The following is a 16,909-nucleotide window of genomic DNA, read 5'->3' as shown; positions in this document are numbered from 1 at the left end:
CGTGAAGCAAACGAAAGAGCCTTCGCGGCTGTCCCCGGCCCGCGCCACGCGCGCGGTCCAATACGTGCCGTGGCTGGTGGGGCTCGCGCTGCCGCTCGTCGTGGACGCCACCACGAGCGGCAATCTCGCATACTGCCTGTTGTGGGCCTTCGGCGCGGTCGGTCTCGCCGCGATGTGGGGTTATGGCGGCATCCTGTCGTTCGGGCAGACGGCCTTCTTCGGATTGGCGGGCTACAGCTACGGCATCTTCACGCTGAACTACGGCGATGCCTGGTTCGATTCGTGGTTGGGTCTCGTCGCTGGACTGGCCGTGAGCGTCGTCGTGGCGGCGCTGATCGGCTACATGATCTTCTACGGCCGTATCAAGGGCGTGTTCATCGGTATCGTCACGTTGTCGGTGACGCTCGTGCTCGAAACATTCATGTCGCAGACGGCAGGTCCGCAATGGGCGATCGGCGAAGCGCGTCTGAACGGCTACAACGGCATGGGCGGCATGCCGCCGCTCACGATCCCCTGGCCTGGCGGTCCGCTGACGCTGGAAAACGCGAGCTTCTACTACCTCGTGCTGATCCTGTTGATCGTGGTCTATGCCGGGATGCGCAGGCTGCTCGACGGCACGTTCGGGCTCACGCTCATCGCCATTCGCGAGAATCCGCAGCGCGCCGAGATGCTGGGCGTCGACATCCGCCGGCATCAGCTTCTGGTCTTCGTTCTCGGGTGCACGCTCGGCGGCTTGTCGGGCGCGCTGTACACGATCTGGGGCTCTTACATCACGCCTTCGACCATGGGCCTCACCTCCGCGGCCATGCCCGTCATCTGGGTGGCGACGTCGGGCAGGAAGAGCATCGGCGGAACCGTTCTCGGCACCGCGTTGCTGGTGTGCCTTTCGCAGAACCTCGCGGTGTACGGCAGCCAGTACGCGCTCATCCTGCTCGGCGCGATTCTTTTGATCGTCGTGCTGGCGGCGCCGGAAGGTCTGCTGCCGTTCGTGACACGGCATTTGCGACGTCTTCGGCGCCGCGCGGATCAGGATGCGCGTCTGGGCGGCGCCTGTCTCAAACGGGAGGAGGGCAAGTCATGACCACGCTCTTGGAAACGCGCGGACTCAAGAAGCATTTTGGCGGCGCGCATGTCATCAACGGCATCGACTTCAGTATCGATGCAGGCGAGATCCGCTGCGTGATCGGCCCCAACGGCGCGGGCAAGAGCACGTTCTTCAAGCTCATCACCGGCGAGCACCGGCCGTCCGAGGGCAGTGTGATGTTTCTCGGCCAGGACATGAGCCATGTGCTGCCGCACGAACGTATTCGGATGGGCATGAGCATCAAGTTCCAGATTCCCGGCGTGTTCCCGGATCTGAGCGTGCGCCAGCATCTGCAGTTGTCGCTGCATCGCGCAAAGGACGACCGGCCCGAAAGCCTCGACGAACTGTTGCAGCGCTTCATGCTGCAAGACGAGGAGCATGTGCTCGCTCGCAATCTGTCGCACGGCAAGAAGCAATGGCTCGAAATCGCCATGGCGGTCTCGCTGCGTCCGAAGCTGCTCTTTCTCGATGAACCGGTTGCGGGCATGTCCGTCGAGGAAACGCATGCGACCGGCGAGCTCATCAAGCGTCTCTCGGCGGCCGGCCTCACGATGATGGTCGTCGAACACGACATGACCTTCGTCAAGCAGATCGCGTCGCGCGTGACGGTGCTCCACGGAGGAAGCCTGCTCGCCGATGGTCCGCTCGACGAGATTCTCGCCCGCGACGATGTCGCGGAAGTCTATCTGGGGAAAAAGAAATGAGTGCGTTGCTCCAGGTGTCGGGTGTGGAAGCGGGATATGGCGGCGGCCGCGTGCTCAATGGCGTGTCGTTCGGCGTCGGACGGGGCGAAGTGCTGGCGCTGATCGGCCGCAACGGTGTCGGCAAGACGACGCTGATGCGCGCGTTGATCGGTCTGATCGGCCTCGATGGGGGAACGATCGAACTGGATGGCGAAGCGATCGGCCACGAGAAGCCCTATGTTCGCGCGCAGAAGGGCATGGGCTACGTGCCGCAAGGCCGCGAGATCTTCGGCGCGTTGACCGTTGCGGAGAACCTGCAGGTCGGCGCGCAGGCCAATCGCGCGCAGGCGGCGCGAATGAAGGACACGGTCGTCGGCTACTTTCCGATTCTGAAAAAGCGGTATCAGCAGAAAGCGGGAACCATGAGCGGCGGCGAACAGCAGCAGCTTGCGATCGCGCGTGCGCTGATCAGTTCGCCCAAAGTGGTATTGCTCGATGAGCCGTCCGAGGGCATCCAGCCATCCATTGTCGATCTGATCGGCGAAACGCTTCAGCAAATCGCGCATGAAACAGGGATCGGCGTGGTGCTGGTCGAGCAGGACATGGGAATGGTCGAACGCATCGCGACGCGCTGCTGCGTGATGGACAAGGGCCGTATCGTCGAGACGCTGAGCCCGGCGCAACTCGCGGACGAACAACTGATTCGCCAGTATCTGGCACTGTGACGGAGACGAAACATGAAATGGCTTGAAGATTCGATCATGATGAAGCGTGGCGTCGGCGCGGATCGCGAACCGGTGGAGCACCATCTGACCGAGGAAATGCAGAAGACCTATCACTACACGATCGGGCCGTACTCGCAACCGGTGTTGCATGTGAAGCCCGGCGATCGCGTGGTGGTGGAGACGCGCGATGCGTTCGAAGGCAAGATCAAAGAGGAGACCGACAAGCCGTCCGAGGTGCTGAAGGTGCCGTTCCTCAATCCGCAAAACGGCCCGATCATGATCGAGGGCGCGGAGAAGGGCGATGTGGTCGCCGTGTACATCGAGAAGATGGCGCCGCGCGGTGACGATCCGCACGGCTTCTGCTGCATGATTCCCAACTTCGGCGGACTGACGGGCACGGACTACACGGCGCTCTTGAATGAGCCGCTGCCGGAAGTGGTGCGCAAGATCAGGATCGACGAAGAAAACGTGTACTGGAGCAAGCGCAATACGCTGCCGTACAAGCCGCATATCGGGACGCTGAGTCTTTCGCCGGAGATCGACTCCATCAATTCGCTCACGCCCGACAACCACGGCGGCAACATGGACGTGCCCGACATGGGACCGGGCAGCATCACGTACTTGCCGGTGCGCTCGCCGGGCGGGCGGCTCTTCATCGGCGATGCGCACGCCTGTCAGGGCGATGGCGAAGTGTGCGGCACGGCGGTCGAATATCAGAGCACGACGACCGTGCGCGTCGATCTCATCAAGAAGTGGCAGATCGACTGGCCGCGGCTCGAGAACGAAGACGCGCTCATGAGCATCGGCAGCGCGCGGCCGCTGGAAGACGCGACGCGCATTGCCTACCGCGAACTGGTGCTGTGGATGGCCGCGGAATACGGCTTCGACAAGTGGGACGCGTACATGATGCTGAGCCAGGTCGGCAAGGTTCGACTGGGCAATTTTGTCGATCCAAAATACACGGTTGGCGCGATGGTCGCCAAGCATTACCTCAAGTAACGCGCCAGTTGGCGCGTCCAAGGCAGTCGGCATCACGCGCGGGGCGTCCTCTCTCCGCGCATTCGAGAGCGTGTCACGAAATGGCTTTGTCCGATCCCATCAGAGTGGGTCTGCTGTGCTCGACGAGCGGCTCGACCGCTCTGCTCGAGCAGTCGCAATGGCGCGGGGCGCGCCTCGCCGTCGAGGAGATCAATGCGCGCGGCGGCATCGGCGGGCGCGAGCTCGTCGCGATTCACTACGACCCCGCGTCCGATCCGGCCATGTTCCGCGAGCTTGCCGAGCGGCTGATCGTGAAGGACGGCGTCAATACGATCTTCGGCGGATACACGTCGACGAGCCGCAAGGCGATGCTGCCCGTCGTCGAGAAGCACAACCGGCTTCTCATCTACGCGCAGATGTACGAGGGCTTCGAGTATTCGGACAACATCATCTACAGCGGCGCGTCGCCTAATCAGAACGGCGTGCAACTGGCGGACTTCATGACGGAGACCTTCGGCGCGCGCGTGTACTTCGTCGGTTCCAGCTACGTCTATCCGTACGAATGCAACCGCACCATGCAGGAGCTGCTGCTTCAGCATCCCGAAGGCGCGATCCTCGGCGAACGCTATTTGTCGCTCGACGCCACGCGCGAGCAGTTCGAACAAGTGGTCGCGGACATCCGGCGCAAGTCTCCGGACTGGATTTTCAGCACGGTCATCGGCGCAACGGTGCCGTATCTCTACGATGCCTACGCGCACGCCGACTTCGATCCGTCGCGCATGCCCATCGGCAGCCTGAATACGTCGGAGACCGAGATCCACGCGATGCAGCGCGGCATCGCGGCAGGGCACATCACGGCAGCGCCTTATTTTCAGAGCGTCGATACCGAAGAGAATCACCGCGCCGTCGCGCATCACCAGTCGCGCTACGGTTCGGACACCCCGACGGACATGAACTGGGAGGCCGCGTACTATCAAATGCACATGTTCGCCGAAGCCTACGCACGTTCCGGTTCCGACGAGATCGGCGTCATCATGCCGCATCTGCTCGGATCGGAATACGCGGCGCCGCAGGGCCGGGTGCGCATCGATCCCGTGAATCATCACATGGCGCTCTATCCGCGCATCGGCCGCGTGAACGCCGATGGCCAGTTCACCATTCTGCGCGAGTCGAAGTTCGCCGTCGGTCCCGACCCGTACATGACGCGCCAGAAGCTCGGGGACTGGGTCACGAAGCTGAGCACGCGAGAGTACTGACGTGAGCGCGCGAACAGACAGAGGTCAGCGAAGCCTCACGGGTTCGATTCTCGAGCGCAATGCACGGGTCGTCGTTTTTCATCCGGACGACGACGACGGACTGACGCTCACGAATCATCTCCGGCGCATGGGCTTTCAGGTCGAGCGATGCTGGCCGCCCACCGACACGCTGCCGGAAAAGACGGATCTCGTGTTCCGGGCGTTGCTGCCCGAAGAGCGCGCGCCGAAGGGCGAGTGGTGCGGCCCGGATGCGCCGCCCGTCATCTGCGTGGTGGCGTACGAGAACCCGACGTTCATCGATCAGGCGATCAAGATGGGATCGGACGGCATCGTCACCACGCCGATTCGCGCCTCTGGGCTGCTGTCCACGGTGGTGATGGCGCTCTATCACGCGAGGCGCGCCCGTCAACACACGCAGCGCATCGCGAGGCTCGAACAGAAGCTGCTCGACAGCCGGCACTTGCAGGAAGCCAAGAGCATCCTGATGACCATGCATCACGTGAGCGAGCGCGAGGCCTACGACATGCTGCGCGCGCAGGCAATGGAGAAGCGCGTGACGATCGACGATATCTGTCATTCCGTCATTCAGGCAGGCGAAGTCTTGCAGATCGCACGCGGGCTGAATTCGGACGACGGGCGCGACACGGAGTGACGCGTCGCGCCGCCCATTCATCGACACTTAAGGAGCGGCGAACATGGACCTGCAACTGAAGGGCTTGAAAGCGATCGTGACCGGCGGGACCAAGGGCATTGGTCTCGCGATCGCGCGGACGCTGGCTACCGAGGGCGCCGATGTGGCGATTTGCGCGCGCGACGAGGCGAGCGTCGCAGCGACGGCGAGCGCGCTATCCGAACTGAGCGGCGCGCGGGCGTCGGGTGCGGCCGTCGATGTCTCCGATGGCGCGGCGCTCAAGGCGTGGGTCGAACGTGTCGGCGCGGAGTGGGGCGGGCTGGATATTGTCGTGGCGAATGTGAGCGCGCTTGCCATCGGCAACGACATCGAGTCATGGCGCAAGGAATTCGAAACCGATCTGCTCGGCACGGTGAATCTCGTCGATGCCGCCATGCCTTATCTCACCGCGAGCACGGCGGCGTCGATCGTTGCCATATCGAGCGTGTCGGCACGCGAGATCGACTTCGCGGCCGGGCCTTATGGCGTCTTCAAGGCCGCGATCGTGCATTACACGCAGGGGCTCGCGAATCAATTGGCCTCGAAGGGCATTCGCGCAAACACGGTTTCGCCGGGCAACGTGTACTTCGAAGGCGGCGTTTGGGACTGGATCGAGCACAACGATCCGGCGTTGTTCGAACGCGCGTTGGCGTTGAATCCGACCGGCCGCATGGCGAGGCCGCAGGAAATCGCCAATGCGGTGGCGTTCGTCGCCAGTCCGGCTGCGAGCTTCGTGAGCGGCGCGAACATCGTCGTCGACGGCGCGCTCACGCGTGGCGTCCAGCTCTGATCAAGGGATCAAATCAACGGATCAAATCAACGGGAGCATCGAATGGAAAAACGCAGCGCAATCGACGTCGATCTCGCGACCCTCACGGTGGATGCCGTGCAGGACGGATTCAGGACCGGCCGGTTCACGGCGGAAGAACTGGCGCGCGCCTGCTTCGACTGGATCGAACGTCATAACGACAGGTATAACGCGCTGATCTTCCTGAATCCCGCCGCGATCGACGACGCGCGCAGGATCGACGAGCGGCGCGCCGCCGGTGAAGCATTGGGGCCGCTCGCTGGCGTGCCGGTCGTCATCAAGGACCCGATGGACATGGTCGGCTTTCCGACCACTGCGGGATGGTCGAAGTTCTACAGCAAGACCGGCGGCATCGACCTGATGCCCGAGCGCGATGCGCCGGTTGTCGCGCGCATGCGCCGCGCGGGCGCGGTTCTGCTCGGCAAGACGAACGTCCCGATTCTGAGTCATACCGGATCGCATGCCAACGACAGTTGGGCAGGCCCGACGATCAACGTCGCGATGCCCGACCGCGTGCCGGGCGGCAGCAGCGCGGGAACGGCGTCGGCGGTGGCGTCGGGCATGGCGGTGCTTGGACTCGCCGAGGAGACCGGTGGATCCATCCAGAACCCTGCATCCGCGCAGGACCTCGTCGGCATCAAGCCGACCATCGGGCTGGTGCCGAACGCGGGCGTGATGCCCTTGTCGGGCAATCGCGACGTGGTCGGGCCGATCGCGCGCAACGTGAAAGATGCGGCGCTGTGTCTCGACGTGATCGCCGGTTACACGAGCGAAGACCCGAAGACGCTCGCCGGCGTCGGCCGGCAGCCGGAAGGCGGCTATGCGTCGGCGTTGAACCGTGACGCGCTGCAGGGCAAGCGCATCGGTCTGTACGGTCCCGGCTGGCGCGATCAGCCGCTTTCCGACGAGGCCGCGGCGCTGTACGAGCGCGTGCAGGGCGAGCTCGTATCGCTCGGCGCGACGCTGATCGACGATCCTTTTCAGGGGTCGGGCTTTGCCGAACTGCGCAGGACGACTCCGCCGCTGCGCAATTTCGATGCGCGCGGTCTCGAATCCATCCCCTACGACGTCGAGAAATATCTGGAGCGCCTGGGCAAGCATGCTTCGATCAAGAGCTTTGCGCAGTTCGCGGAGGCCACGAAGGACGAAGACGCTTTCTCGCCGGACGGCGTGTTGAACTTCATGCACAGCCTGGCGGATTTCAAGGCCGCGCTGGCGAATCCATCGCAACCGCCGGAGATGCCTGAATTCATCGAACTGAAGGCGCGTTATCTGCGCATCTTCGAGCGCGTGTTCGACGAGCAGAGGCTCGATGCCCTCGTCTTTCCGCAGATGAGATGCGAGCTTCCGCCCTTGCACGGAAAGGACACCATTCAGGAGACGACGGTGGGGGAGATCAACATCGCGGGCGTGCCAGGCATCGCGGTTCCCGCCGGTTACTACGAGTCGGGCTCGCCGTTCGGGCTTATCTTTGTGGGTCGCCAGTGGGACGAGGCAGCGCTGCTGGGCCTCGCCTACGCCTATGAGCAAGGCGCGGGCAGGCGGAAGGCGCCAGTGCTCGGCTGAAGCTCCTTGCTCGCACGCGGGCTGCCGGTTCTGATCGCCTATCCACGAGCTTCCATGCGATCGACAACACCGTACGCTGCTGCGCGTGCCTCTCGCTCGTCGATGGAAGCGCTGCGATCAGCCGGCGCTTCCTGCCCGATCGTTTCTGGACTATGCGCGCCTCGTGACGCCGCGATGACCGGCATGCGCGACTCATCAGCAACCTGCGGCTCGGACTGTCCGCGTTCCTCGACAACCACCTGCGATGCGCCGAGCAGTTGCTGGCTCCGCCATGATCCTCGCGTTCGAAACACGGCCCACATCGACAGAAGCGCCCGTATGCGCTGATGACGGACTTTCTGCCACATAAGGGATGCTCGCTCGTGAAAGCAGCAATGAAATCGCGCTAACGCCGCTATTCAGCCGCCATCCGCCATAAGCGCAGTCGTACTTTTTTGGCGGCTTGCAAATTCGCGTATTTGAAACTAGCCTGCACCAGCAATCGGACGATCTCTTCAACGCACCACCTTCCTTTCGGGAACATCGATGACGATGAAGCGTAGCTGGGCGGGCCGTCTTCTTTCGATCTCCACGGCAACGGCGCTCGGGGCGGGCGGCAGCGGCGCCGTATCGGCCGCGCCATCCGAGGCGCTCGTCACCGCCGCGAAGCAGGAAGGGCAATTGACCACGATCGCGTTGCCCCACGACTGGTGCGGATACGGCGCGCTGATCGACGCGTTCCAGAAGAAGTACGGCATTCACGTCAACGAGCTCAACCCGGATGCAGGTTCGGGTGACGAGATCGAAGCAATCAAGGCGAACAAAGGCAACAAGGGTCCGCAAGCGCCCGATGTGATCGATGTCGGGCTGTCGTTCGGCCCGTCCGCGAAAAAAGAAGGCTTGTTGCAGCCTTACAAGGTGTCGACGTGGGACTCGATCCCCGCTGCGTCGAAGGATGCGGAAGGCTACTGGTATGGCGACTACTACGGCGTGCTCGCGTTCGAAGTCAACGCGGACATGATCGACAAGCCGCCCTCCGATTGGGGCGATCTGCTTAAATCCGACTATCGCAACGCCGTCTCGCTCGCAGGCGACCCGCGTTCGGCGAATCAGGCGATTCAGGCCGTCTATGCAGCGGGCGTTTCGCAGACGAAGGGTGACGGCTCCAAGGCCGACCAGGCGGGCCTGAAGTTCTTCGCCGATCTGAACAAGAGCGGCAACTTCGTGCCGGTGATCGGCAAGGCCGCGTCGCTTGCGCAGGGCACGACGCCGATCATCGTGCGCTGGGATTACAACGCGCTTGCCGATCGCGACACGCTCAAGGGCAATCCCAAAGTGCAGGTGATCGTGCCGAAGACGGGCGTCGTCGCAGGCGTGTATGTGCAAGCGATCAGCGCTTATGCACCGCACCCGAACGCGGCGAAACTGTGGATGGAATTCCTTTACTCCGACGAAGGGCAACTCGGCTGGCTCGCCGGATACTGCCATCCCATGCGCTATAACGAACTGGTCGCGCAGAAGAAGGTGCCGCAGGCGCTGCTCGCGAAGCTGCCGCCGGCATCGGCTTACAGCAATGCCGTGTTCCCGACGCTCGACCAGCAAAACGCGACGAAAGACGCCGTCACCAAGGGTTGGGATCACGTCGTCGGCGCGAACGTGAAGTAGTCGCGAGTTCGCTGCAATGAGCGCATCTCCGCAGCCAGGCGCTTCGGGCTCGGATCTGCTGACGCCGGCCGCGCCCGCGCCGCAGTCCGGCCCCGCCCGCGCAAGCCGTGGCGCCGGCTGGCTCAGCTATGCCGGCGTCGCGCCATTCTTTGCGTTCGCGCTGCTGTTTCTACTGCTGCCCACCGCTTTTCTGATGATCGGCGCCTTCCAGGATGCGCAGGGACACTTCACGCTGGCGAATCTTCGCGAACTGTCCCAGCCCGCCGTGCTCGATGCCTACTGGATCAGCGTGAAAGTGAGCGTGGCATCGTCCGCCGGCGGGACGCTCTTCGGCGCGTTGCTCGCCTGGGCCGCGGTGCATGGCCGCCTACCGGCGTGGATCCGTCCGACGCTCATGACGTTTTCGGGAGTCGCCTCGAACTTCGCGGGCGTGCCGCTCGCCTTCGCATTCATTTGCACCTTGGGACGCGTGGGTCTCGTGACGGTGCTCGCGCGCAAATACCTCGGCATCAATCTCTATTCCACGGGCTTCAGCATCCTCAGCTTCTTCGGGCTGACCATCACCTACCTGTACTTCCAGATTCCGTTGATGGTCCTCATCATCACGCCCGCGCTGGACGGTCTCAAACGCGAGTGGCGCGAAGCATGCGACTGTCTCGGCGGCACGGCCGCGCAGTATTGGCGGTACGTCGGTTTGCCGGTCCTGTGGCCGAGCCTGCTCGGCGCGGCGCTGCTGCTCTTTGCCAACGCGTTCGGCGCAGTGGCCACGGCCTACGCGCTGACAGGCAGCTCGCTCAACATCGTGCCGATCCTGCTGTACGCGCAGATTCGCGGCGACGTGCTGCATAACCAGAACCTCGGTTATGCGCTCGCGCTGGGCATGATCGTGGTCACGGGCTTGTCGAACGGCGGCTACATCTGGTTGCGCGCGAGAGCCGAAAGAGGGCGCCGATGAAGACGCAATCGCGCGCGGGCGCCTGGATCGCGATGATCGTCGGCACCCTGTACTTTCTCATTCCGCTCGCCGCCACCTTCGAGTTCAGCCTGCGGATGCGCCGCGATGGCTACAGCTTCGACGCCTATCGAGTCGTGCTCGGCGATCCGCATTTTCAGGCTTCGTTCGGCTATTCGGTGCTGATGGGCTTGCTCACCATCGTGATCGGCGTGCTGCTCGTCGTGCCCACCGCGTATTGGGTGCAACTGCGTCTGCCGAAGTTGCGGCCCGTCGTCGAATTCATCACCTTGCTGCCGCTCGTGATACCGGCCATCGTGATCGTCTTCGGCTATCTGCGCATCTATAACAGCAGTTCGATCCTGCCGCTCACCAGCAACGAGCGCGCGACCGATCTGCTGCTCGTCTTCGGCTACGTCACGCTGTCTTTGCCCTACATGTATCGCGCCGTAGATGCGGGCATGCGCGCCGTGGACGTTCGCTCGCTGACCGAGGCCGCCGAATGTCTCGGCGCGGGCTGGACGACGATCCTCTTCCGCGTGATCTTCCCCAACGTGCGCTCGGGGATTCTGTCCGGCGCGTTTCTGACGTTCGCCGTCGTGATCGGCGAATTCACGATCGCGAGCCTGCTCGACCGTCCTGCGTTCGGACCTTATCTGCAATTGATCGGCGCGAACCGCGCATACGAACCGTCGGCGCTGGCGATTATCGCGTTCATCGTCACATGGGCATCGATGGGCCTGATCCAGGTGTTCGGATCGGCGCGCGCACTGGCCGGCCGTAAAACCTGAGCCGACGAGGCCGCAAGCATGCCATTTCTCGAAATCGACGATCTTCACAAAACCTTCGGGCCGAACGTGGCCCTGCATCGGTTCGACATGACGATCGAGCAGGGCGAATTCATCACGTTTCTCGGTCCCTCGGGCTGCGGCAAGACGACGGTGCTGCGCATGATCGCCGGATTCGAGACGCCCACGCGCGGCACCATCCGTCTGAACGGACGCGACGTCACGCATATGCGCACGCGCGATCGCGCCGTGGGCATGGTGTTTCAGGCGTATGCGCTCTTTCCGAACATGACGGTGGCGCAGAACATCGGCTTCGCGTTGAAGGTTGCGAAGCGTTCGCAAAAGGAGATCGATGCGCGCGTCGCCGAGATGCTCGAACTCATCAAGCTGCCGCAACTCGCCGGGCGGTATCCGTGGCAACTGTCAGGCGGACAGCAACAGCGCGTGGCGCTGGCTCGCGCGCTGGCGAGCAAACCGCAGGTGCTGCTGCTCGACGAACCGCTGTCCGCGCTCGATGCGAAAATCCGCGTGTCGCTGCGCGAAGACATTCGGGCGCTGCAGCGTGAACTCGGCATCACATCGATCTTTGTCACGCATGACCAGGAAGAGGCGTTGTCGATCTCCGACCGTATCGTCGTGATGAACGACGGACGCGTGGAGCAGGTGGGTTCGCCGCTCGACATCTACAACTTCCCGCGCACGCGCTTTGTGGCCTCGTTCGTGGGAACGCTGAATATTCTGGCGGGACGCGTGATCGATCCCGGCACCGGGCGCATCGCGGTCGATGGTCAGGAACTCGTGACGTCGCGCTCCCTGCCGCCGGATGATGCCGGCAAGGAGCGATTGCTGGCGCTGCGTCCCGAAGCGATCGTGCTGGAGCCGCCGTCGAACGGTCGCAATTCGCTCGCGGCCACCGTCGAGCAGATCAGCTTTCTCGGCGCCGTGGTGCGCATTCGCGCGCGCGTGAGCGACGCGGTCGTTTCAATCGATGTGTTCAACGATCCGAACCGGACCCTGCCGGAATACGGGCAGCCGGTTGCGCTCGGCTTTTCGCATGACAACCTTCTCGTGCTGGACGAGAACCCGCGCTAGCTCGGCGCGACAGCAAGCGCTTCATGGATGCGATCGGCGCCTTGCATTGTTATGCTACTCATCATCGATGAGAGCGGGGGCAACTTGGTCGACCGGAAATTGCTCGACACGGAGCCGAAGAAGCCGTGCGCCGTGCCTGCGCAGGCAAGCCCGTGCGACGCGCTTTTCATTCGCTCGCAGCCAACGAGCGTGGACCGTCCGTGCCGTCGCGCGCGTCTCGCGCTCGCCGCGACGATTCTCGGGTCGAGCATGGCGTTCATCGACGGCTCGGTCGTCAATGTCGCGCTGCCCGCCATTCAAAGCGACTTCCGCGCGACGGTCCAGGCGGTGCAGTGGGTGGTGAATGCGTATCTGCTTTTTCTCGGCTCGCTCGTGCTGGTCGGCGGGTCGATGGGCGATCACTTCGGCCGCCGCACGATCTTCATTGCGGGCATCGCGCTGTTCACGCTCGCGTCGGCGGCTTGCGGATTTGCGCCGAGCGTCCATGCGCTGATCGCGGCTCGCGCGTTTCAGGGCATCGGCGCCGCATTGCTCGTGCCGAGCAGTCTCGCGATCATAGGCGCGGTATTCGAAGGCGAAGCCCGCGGGCGTGCAATCGGCACCTGGGCCGGCGTGGGCGCGATTACATCGGCGGTGGGGCCGGTAGCAGGCGGCTGGCTCGTCGATGCATTGTCGTGGCGAGCGATTTTCTTTCTCAACGTGCCGCTTGCAGCGGTGACGATCGCGCTCGCCGTCTCGTCGGTGCCCGATAGCCACAAGCTCGATGAGCCTCGACAAGTCGACTGGCCCGGCGCGCTGTGCGCGGCAGCAGGACTTGCCGCGCTCACATACGGCCTGACCGACGCCGCCGCGCATGGGTTCGCCGATCCGTTCGTACTGTCCGCACTCGGCGCCGGTCTCGTCGTGCTCGCCGCATTCTTGCGGATCGAGGCGAAAAGCCGTCACCCGATGATGCCGCTCGACGTCTTTCGCTCGCGAGATTTCGCAGGCGCCAATCTCGTGACACTGCTGCTTTACTTCGGCCTCGGTGGCGTATTTTTCTTCCTGCCCTTCACGCTGATTCGCGCACATGGCTACACGGCGACGCAAGCCGGTGCGGCGCTGCTTCCGGCGCCCATCATCATCGGTTTGCTATCGCGATTGACCGGCGGCCTGACGAGCCGCTTCGGCTCGCGCTTGCTGTTGACAGTGGGGCCAAGCGTCGCCGGAATCGGTTTCGCACTGCTGGCGCTGCCGTTTGCGGGCGGCAGCTATTGGAGCGGATTCTTCCCTGCGCTGGCCGTTCTCGGCCTCGGGATGACGATCACCGTCGCGCCGTTGACCACGACCGTCATGAATTCGGTGCCGGCCGACCGCGCGGGCATCGCGTCGGGCATCAACAACGCCGTTGCGCGCGTGGCTAGCCTGCTGGCGATTGCCGTGCTCGGCATTGTCTTCGTCTGGTCGCACCATGCGGCGTTGTCGGCGCGGCTCGATGCGTTGCACGTGCCGCAGAATGCACGCGCGACTGCGACGTCGTTGCAGCCGGGTATTGAGTCTTCGACAGCGGCGGGCGATGGACATGCGCTACCGGTCGCACGGGCAGACGCCGACGCTATCGCTGATGCACTGCGCGCTGTCGCGGTGGTCGCGGCCGCGTGCGCGTTCGCCGGAGCGGGAATTGCGGCGGCGACGATTCAGCCGCGCAAGTGATGGACTTCGCGTCGCCATCGACGTCCGCTTTCAGCGGGTTATCAGCATGCTTCGGGTGAGGTTGATGGCCGGGACGGTTTGAGTTCAGCGCGCAAGCAGATCATCGCTAGCCGATGACACACCCCTATCGCTATGCCGAGGCGACCGGCAAGGCGGCGATGAATTCATCGATCGCGGCGAACAGCGACGCGCGGCGCACGCCGTCCTGAGCCTCTATCGACAAGCCTCCCATCAGCGTCATGCATAGCGCGGCGATCGCTTGAACGTTGGCGTTGGCATCGAGTTCGCCTTCCTCGCGCGCCTGTTTGAGCCGCGCGGCAATCGCACGCGCCACGTTGCGGCGTTCCGCGCGCAATTCGTCGCGTAGTTCGGCGTGCTCGATACCAACCGACATGCCACCGAGAAAGATCATGCAGCCACGTGGGGCCTGACCGCTCGTGAACAGTACGACGCTCGCGCGGAACATGGCGCGAAGCGCGTCCCGCACAGATTCATGCGCGCGCAACTGCCGAACCGCTGCGCCGCCTTCCTCGCGCGCGTAGAGGGCAAGCGCCTCGCGATACAGCTCCTGCTTGCTGCCGAAGGCGGCGTAGATGCTTGGCGAATTGATGCCCATGGCATTGACGAGGTCGGACATCGAGCAGGTGTCGAAGCCTTTGGCCCAGAACACCTCCATTGCCAGCCTGAGCGCCGCATCGCGATCGAAAGCGCGCGGCCGGCCACGCGATCTTTGGGGCTCTTCCATGGGGCGCTGCCTGTCTAGCGTCATACTGTCTCCCGGTCCCGTTGCACGCGGCGGCATTGATGACGTGCATGCAATTCACAATTATATGTTGAGCGTCACAAGAATTCTGGACCTTATCGGGCGATCGTCATTTAATATATGTGTCGATCGTTACATAAACCGAATCTTTGGAGCTTTCCATGAGAACGTCTATTGCCGCTTTGTCTGCCGCGCTCGTTATTGCTGCGCCTATCACAGCTTTCGCAAGCAGTGCTGCGCCTGTTGCCTCACCGGCGAGCCCTGTTTATTCAGTGTTCGTGGATCAACCGACGGGTTTCACGTTCGTGAAGATGCCGTCAGGCTGGAAGTTCGTAGGGGCCGTATCGAAGGATGACGCGCAGCATCTGCCGGACAACGTGTTGAGGTCCAGTTCGCTGCCCGAGGAATACGCACAGTCGACGGCTGCGGCATCGCTGAAGTGAGTAACTGGAGAACCCGGCTTCGCTGGACTTTATGCGCCGGCAAGTGCATGCGGGGCCGACCTTGTGACGCGACTCGACGTTGACTCGAGTCGTCGCATTGACTTTCCACGCCGCTTCTTCGCACTGATAACGTCCAAACATCAATGCTTCAGAAAATTGCACTTTTTGTTTCGACCTTCTTGCGCAAGTATCTGATCTCAAGACGTTCATAAAAGAGAACGCGTCGGAGACAGGCACGAAGCGCAGATTAGCGTTTCGCTGCATCCCAGTGCAGCCCGTTCGCGGCTGCCGTCAACAGTCATCGACGCACAACTCGCGCAACCCATCTCGCTACTTCAGTCCTGCCGCCGCTTTCGAGCGCATCCAGCGGCAGCGGTGCATCTCGCGCCTGCCGCAGCGAGTCGATGGACCTTCCGTATCCGCTTCATCCGTCATAGGTCAATTCAGGAGACACGTCACATGCAGATCACCGGAATGTTGCACGGCTCGCGCCTGTTGCAATTCGTCGGCTTTCCGTCGAGCGAAGTGCTCGGCCCGGGCGCCAGCGAAGAAGAGATCAAGTCGCTCATCGACCGTCACGGCCAGATATTCATCAAGCCGGTGTTCAAGGGTGGCGTGGGCAAGAAGGGCAAGGCGGGCCTGCTCGGCCGCGCAACGGATCTGAAGACGGCGCTCGCCGAAAAGGAACGACTGTACTTCGCCGAACACGCCGTCGGTCATGTGAAAGCCAAGGCAAACGGCGTGACGTTCGAAGCGGGCGTGCCGGCCAAGCACGAAGTCTATTTCTCGATCACCGATTCCACGCGTTTTCGCGCGCCGACGATGACGCTTTCGCACATGGGCGGCATGGACATCGAGGAAGTCGACCCGAAGCACGTCGCGATGGTGCCGTTCGATGCGCTGACCGGATTGAAGGCGTTCGTCGTCGCGAATGCGCTGAGCGAGATCGGCGCGCCGCGCGAGATCATCTCGCCGCTCGTGCAGCAGTTGCCGAAGCTCTGGGAGCTGTTCCACGACTTCGGCATGACGACGCTCGAACTCAACCCTATCCGCATGCGCGAGGACAAGAAGGGACGTCTCACGCCCGTCGCATGCGACTTCAAGTGCGGATTCGATCGCGACGATCCACGCTTCTCGCGGCTCGGCCTGCCACCGCATCTGTTCGCCGCCGACTACTCGGATTTCGAACAGGAGATCAATCAGTTGCGCACGCACCAGGGGCAAAGCGATGTCTACGTGATCAACGACAAGGGCACGATCCTCGCGCCCACGTTCGGCGGCGGCGCGAATTCGCTCGTCACGGAAATGCTCGGCGATGCGGCGATCATCTCGTCGGACTTCGGCGGCAATCCTCCGTACGAGAAGATGAAGGAAGTGGCGCGCATCTGCTTCCGACACTGGCTGAAGCAGTCGAATGTGCTGTTCATCATCGGCGGCAAGTCCAACAACACCGACATCTTCGAAACCCTGCGCGCGATGGCCGATGCGCTGCGCGAGCACTTCAGCGAGCACGGACCGACGCCGCTCTATGTCGTGCTCGGACGCGGCGGTCCCAACCTCGTGCGCGGCATGTCCGCGCTGCGCGACACCTGCGATTCGCTCGGCCTGCCGTATCGCCTTTTTGGCTTCGATTCGGACATCAGCGAAGTGATCCAGTACGCGCGCCGTGCCGACACATGGATGCAATCGGGCGGACGCGCGCAAGTGGCGGCGCGCATCGGCGCGCGCGACGCGCAATCGCATACGGCATCGGCTTGAGGAGATC

General features: G+C 63.2%; 16 protein-coding genes. 15 read left to right on the top strand and 1 reads right to left on the bottom strand.

The features are described 5' to 3' along the window. The first annotated feature begins 1 nt into the window (after window position 1). From HWX53_RS17705 to HWX53_RS17645, 13 genes are all read left to right on the top strand, one after another. Complete coding sequence (locus HWX53_RS17705; RefSeq protein WP_175943198.1) at window positions 2-1,081, top strand: ABC transporter permease; 1,080 nt, start codon at window positions 2-4, stop codon at window positions 1,079-1,081. Further along, complete coding sequence (locus HWX53_RS17700; RefSeq protein ID WP_175943196.1) at window positions 1,078-1,788, top strand: ABC transporter ATP-binding protein; 711 nt, start codon at window positions 1,078-1,080, stop codon at window positions 1,786-1,788. Before HWX53_RS17705 ends, HWX53_RS17700 begins: the two co-directional genes overlap by 4 nt. Continuing rightward, window positions 1,785-2,492, top strand: coding sequence for an ABC transporter ATP-binding protein (locus HWX53_RS17695; protein WP_175943194.1), 708 nt, complete (start codon window positions 1,785-1,787; stop codon window positions 2,490-2,492). The genes HWX53_RS17700 and HWX53_RS17695 overlap by 4 nt, the downstream gene beginning before the upstream one ends. A 12-nt stretch (window positions 2,493-2,504) precedes the next feature. Then, a complete protein-coding gene (locus tag HWX53_RS17690) occupies window positions 2,505-3,491 on the top strand; it encodes an acetamidase/formamidase family protein (RefSeq protein WP_175943192.1) in 987 nt (328 codons plus the stop codon). 80 nt (window positions 3,492-3,571) lie between these two features. Then, a complete protein-coding gene (locus tag HWX53_RS17685; protein ID WP_175943190.1) occupies window positions 3,572-4,726 on the top strand; it encodes a transporter substrate-binding domain-containing protein in 1,155 nt (384 codons plus the stop codon). Between the two features lies 1 nt (window position 4,727). Continuing rightward, entirely contained in the window at window positions 4,728-5,378 is a 651-nt protein-coding gene (locus tag HWX53_RS17680; protein WP_175943188.1) for an ANTAR domain-containing protein, read from the top strand. Between the two features lie 43 nt (window positions 5,379-5,421). Beyond that, window positions 5,422-6,186: an SDR family NAD(P)-dependent oxidoreductase gene (locus HWX53_RS17675; protein ID WP_175943186.1), complete on the top strand. Its 765-nt coding sequence runs from the start codon at window positions 5,422-5,424 to the stop codon at window positions 6,184-6,186. A gap of 42 nt (window positions 6,187-6,228) precedes the next feature. Next, complete coding sequence (locus tag HWX53_RS17670; RefSeq protein ID WP_175943184.1) at window positions 6,229-7,770, top strand: amidase; 1,542 nt, start codon at window positions 6,229-6,231, stop codon at window positions 7,768-7,770. A gap of 525 nt (window positions 7,771-8,295) precedes the next feature. Beyond that, a complete protein-coding gene (locus HWX53_RS17665) occupies window positions 8,296-9,414 on the top strand; it encodes an ABC transporter substrate-binding protein (RefSeq protein WP_175943182.1) in 1,119 nt (372 codons plus the stop codon). 16 nt (window positions 9,415-9,430) lie between these two features. Continuing rightward, window positions 9,431-10,369, top strand: coding sequence for an ABC transporter permease subunit (locus tag HWX53_RS17660; RefSeq protein ID WP_175943180.1), 939 nt, complete (start codon window positions 9,431-9,433; stop codon window positions 10,367-10,369). Further along, a complete protein-coding gene (locus HWX53_RS17655) occupies window positions 10,366-11,157 on the top strand; it encodes an ABC transporter permease (protein WP_175943178.1) in 792 nt (263 codons plus the stop codon). Before HWX53_RS17660 ends, HWX53_RS17655 begins: the two co-directional genes overlap by 4 nt. Before the next feature lie 18 nt (window positions 11,158-11,175). Further along, window positions 11,176-12,246 (top strand): ABC transporter ATP-binding protein, encoded by a 1,071-nt coding sequence (locus HWX53_RS17650; RefSeq protein WP_175943176.1) that lies wholly within the window; start codon window positions 11,176-11,178, stop codon window positions 12,244-12,246. Window positions 12,247-12,297: 51 nt separating this feature from the next. After that, window positions 12,298-13,938, top strand: coding sequence for an MFS transporter (locus tag HWX53_RS17645; RefSeq protein WP_175943174.1), 1,641 nt, complete (start codon window positions 12,298-12,300; stop codon window positions 13,936-13,938). A 130-nt stretch (window positions 13,939-14,068) separates the two neighbouring features. Here the strand turns inward: HWX53_RS17645 and HWX53_RS17640 are convergent, their stop codons facing one another. Beyond that, the gene (locus HWX53_RS17640; RefSeq protein WP_244140169.1) at window positions 14,069-14,740 is read right to left on the bottom strand and encodes a TetR/AcrR family transcriptional regulator; all 672 of its coding nucleotides are present in this window, start codon (window positions 14,738-14,740) and stop codon (window positions 14,069-14,071) included. A 239-nt stretch (window positions 14,741-14,979) separates the two neighbouring features. On the opposite strand from HWX53_RS17640, the gene HWX53_RS27705 reads away from it, so the two are divergent. Next, window positions 14,980-15,144: a hypothetical protein gene (locus HWX53_RS27705; RefSeq protein WP_244140168.1), complete on the top strand. Its 165-nt coding sequence runs from the start codon at window positions 14,980-14,982 to the stop codon at window positions 15,142-15,144. A gap of 459 nt (window positions 15,145-15,603) precedes the next feature. Further along, complete coding sequence (locus tag HWX53_RS17630) at window positions 15,604-16,902, top strand: ATP citrate lyase citrate-binding domain-containing protein (protein WP_175943170.1); 1,299 nt, start codon at window positions 15,604-15,606, stop codon at window positions 16,900-16,902. Window positions 16,903-16,909: the final 7 nt, after the last annotated feature.

The organism is Caballeronia sp. BCC1704 (genome assembly GCF_902833455.1).
Lineage (GTDB): Bacteria > Pseudomonadota > Gammaproteobacteria > Burkholderiales > Burkholderiaceae > Caballeronia.
This window is presented reverse-complemented; position numbering and strand designations above follow the sequence as displayed.

Bases quoted from the DNA above. Each gene is read 5' to 3' on its own strand.
- HWX53_RS17700 (WP_175943196.1), top strand. From the start codon at position 1,078: ATGACCACGCTCTTGGAAACGCGCGGACTCAAGAAGCATTTTGGCGGC.
- HWX53_RS17695 (WP_175943194.1), top strand. From the start codon at position 1,785: ATGAGTGCGTTGCTCCAGGTGTCGGGTGTGGAAGCGGGATATGGCGGC.
- HWX53_RS17690 (WP_175943192.1), top strand. From the start codon at position 2,505: ATGAAATGGCTTGAAGATTCGATCATGATGAAGCGTGGCGTCGGCGCG.
- HWX53_RS17685 (WP_175943190.1), top strand. From the start codon at position 3,572: ATGGCTTTGTCCGATCCCATCAGAGTGGGTCTGCTGTGCTCGACGAGC.
- HWX53_RS17675 (WP_175943186.1), top strand. From the start codon at position 5,422: ATGGACCTGCAACTGAAGGGCTTGAAAGCGATCGTGACCGGCGGGACC.
- HWX53_RS17670 (WP_175943184.1), top strand. From the start codon at position 6,229: ATGGAAAAACGCAGCGCAATCGACGTCGATCTCGCGACCCTCACGGTG.
- HWX53_RS17665 (WP_175943182.1), top strand. From the start codon at position 8,296: ATGACGATGAAGCGTAGCTGGGCGGGCCGTCTTCTTTCGATCTCCACG.
- HWX53_RS17660 (WP_175943180.1), top strand. From the start codon at position 9,431: ATGAGCGCATCTCCGCAGCCAGGCGCTTCGGGCTCGGATCTGCTGACG.
- HWX53_RS17655 (WP_175943178.1), top strand. From the start codon at position 10,366: ATGAAGACGCAATCGCGCGCGGGCGCCTGGATCGCGATGATCGTCGGC.
- HWX53_RS17650 (WP_175943176.1), top strand. From the start codon at position 11,176: ATGCCATTTCTCGAAATCGACGATCTTCACAAAACCTTCGGGCCGAAC.
- HWX53_RS17645 (WP_175943174.1), top strand. From the start codon at position 12,298: ATGCTACTCATCATCGATGAGAGCGGGGGCAACTTGGTCGACCGGAAA.
- HWX53_RS17640 (WP_244140169.1), bottom strand. From the start codon at position 14,740: ATGCCGCCGCGTGCAACGGGACCGGGAGACAGTATGACGCTAGACAGG.
- HWX53_RS17630 (WP_175943170.1), top strand. From the start codon at position 15,604: ATGCAGATCACCGGAATGTTGCACGGCTCGCGCCTGTTGCAATTCGTC.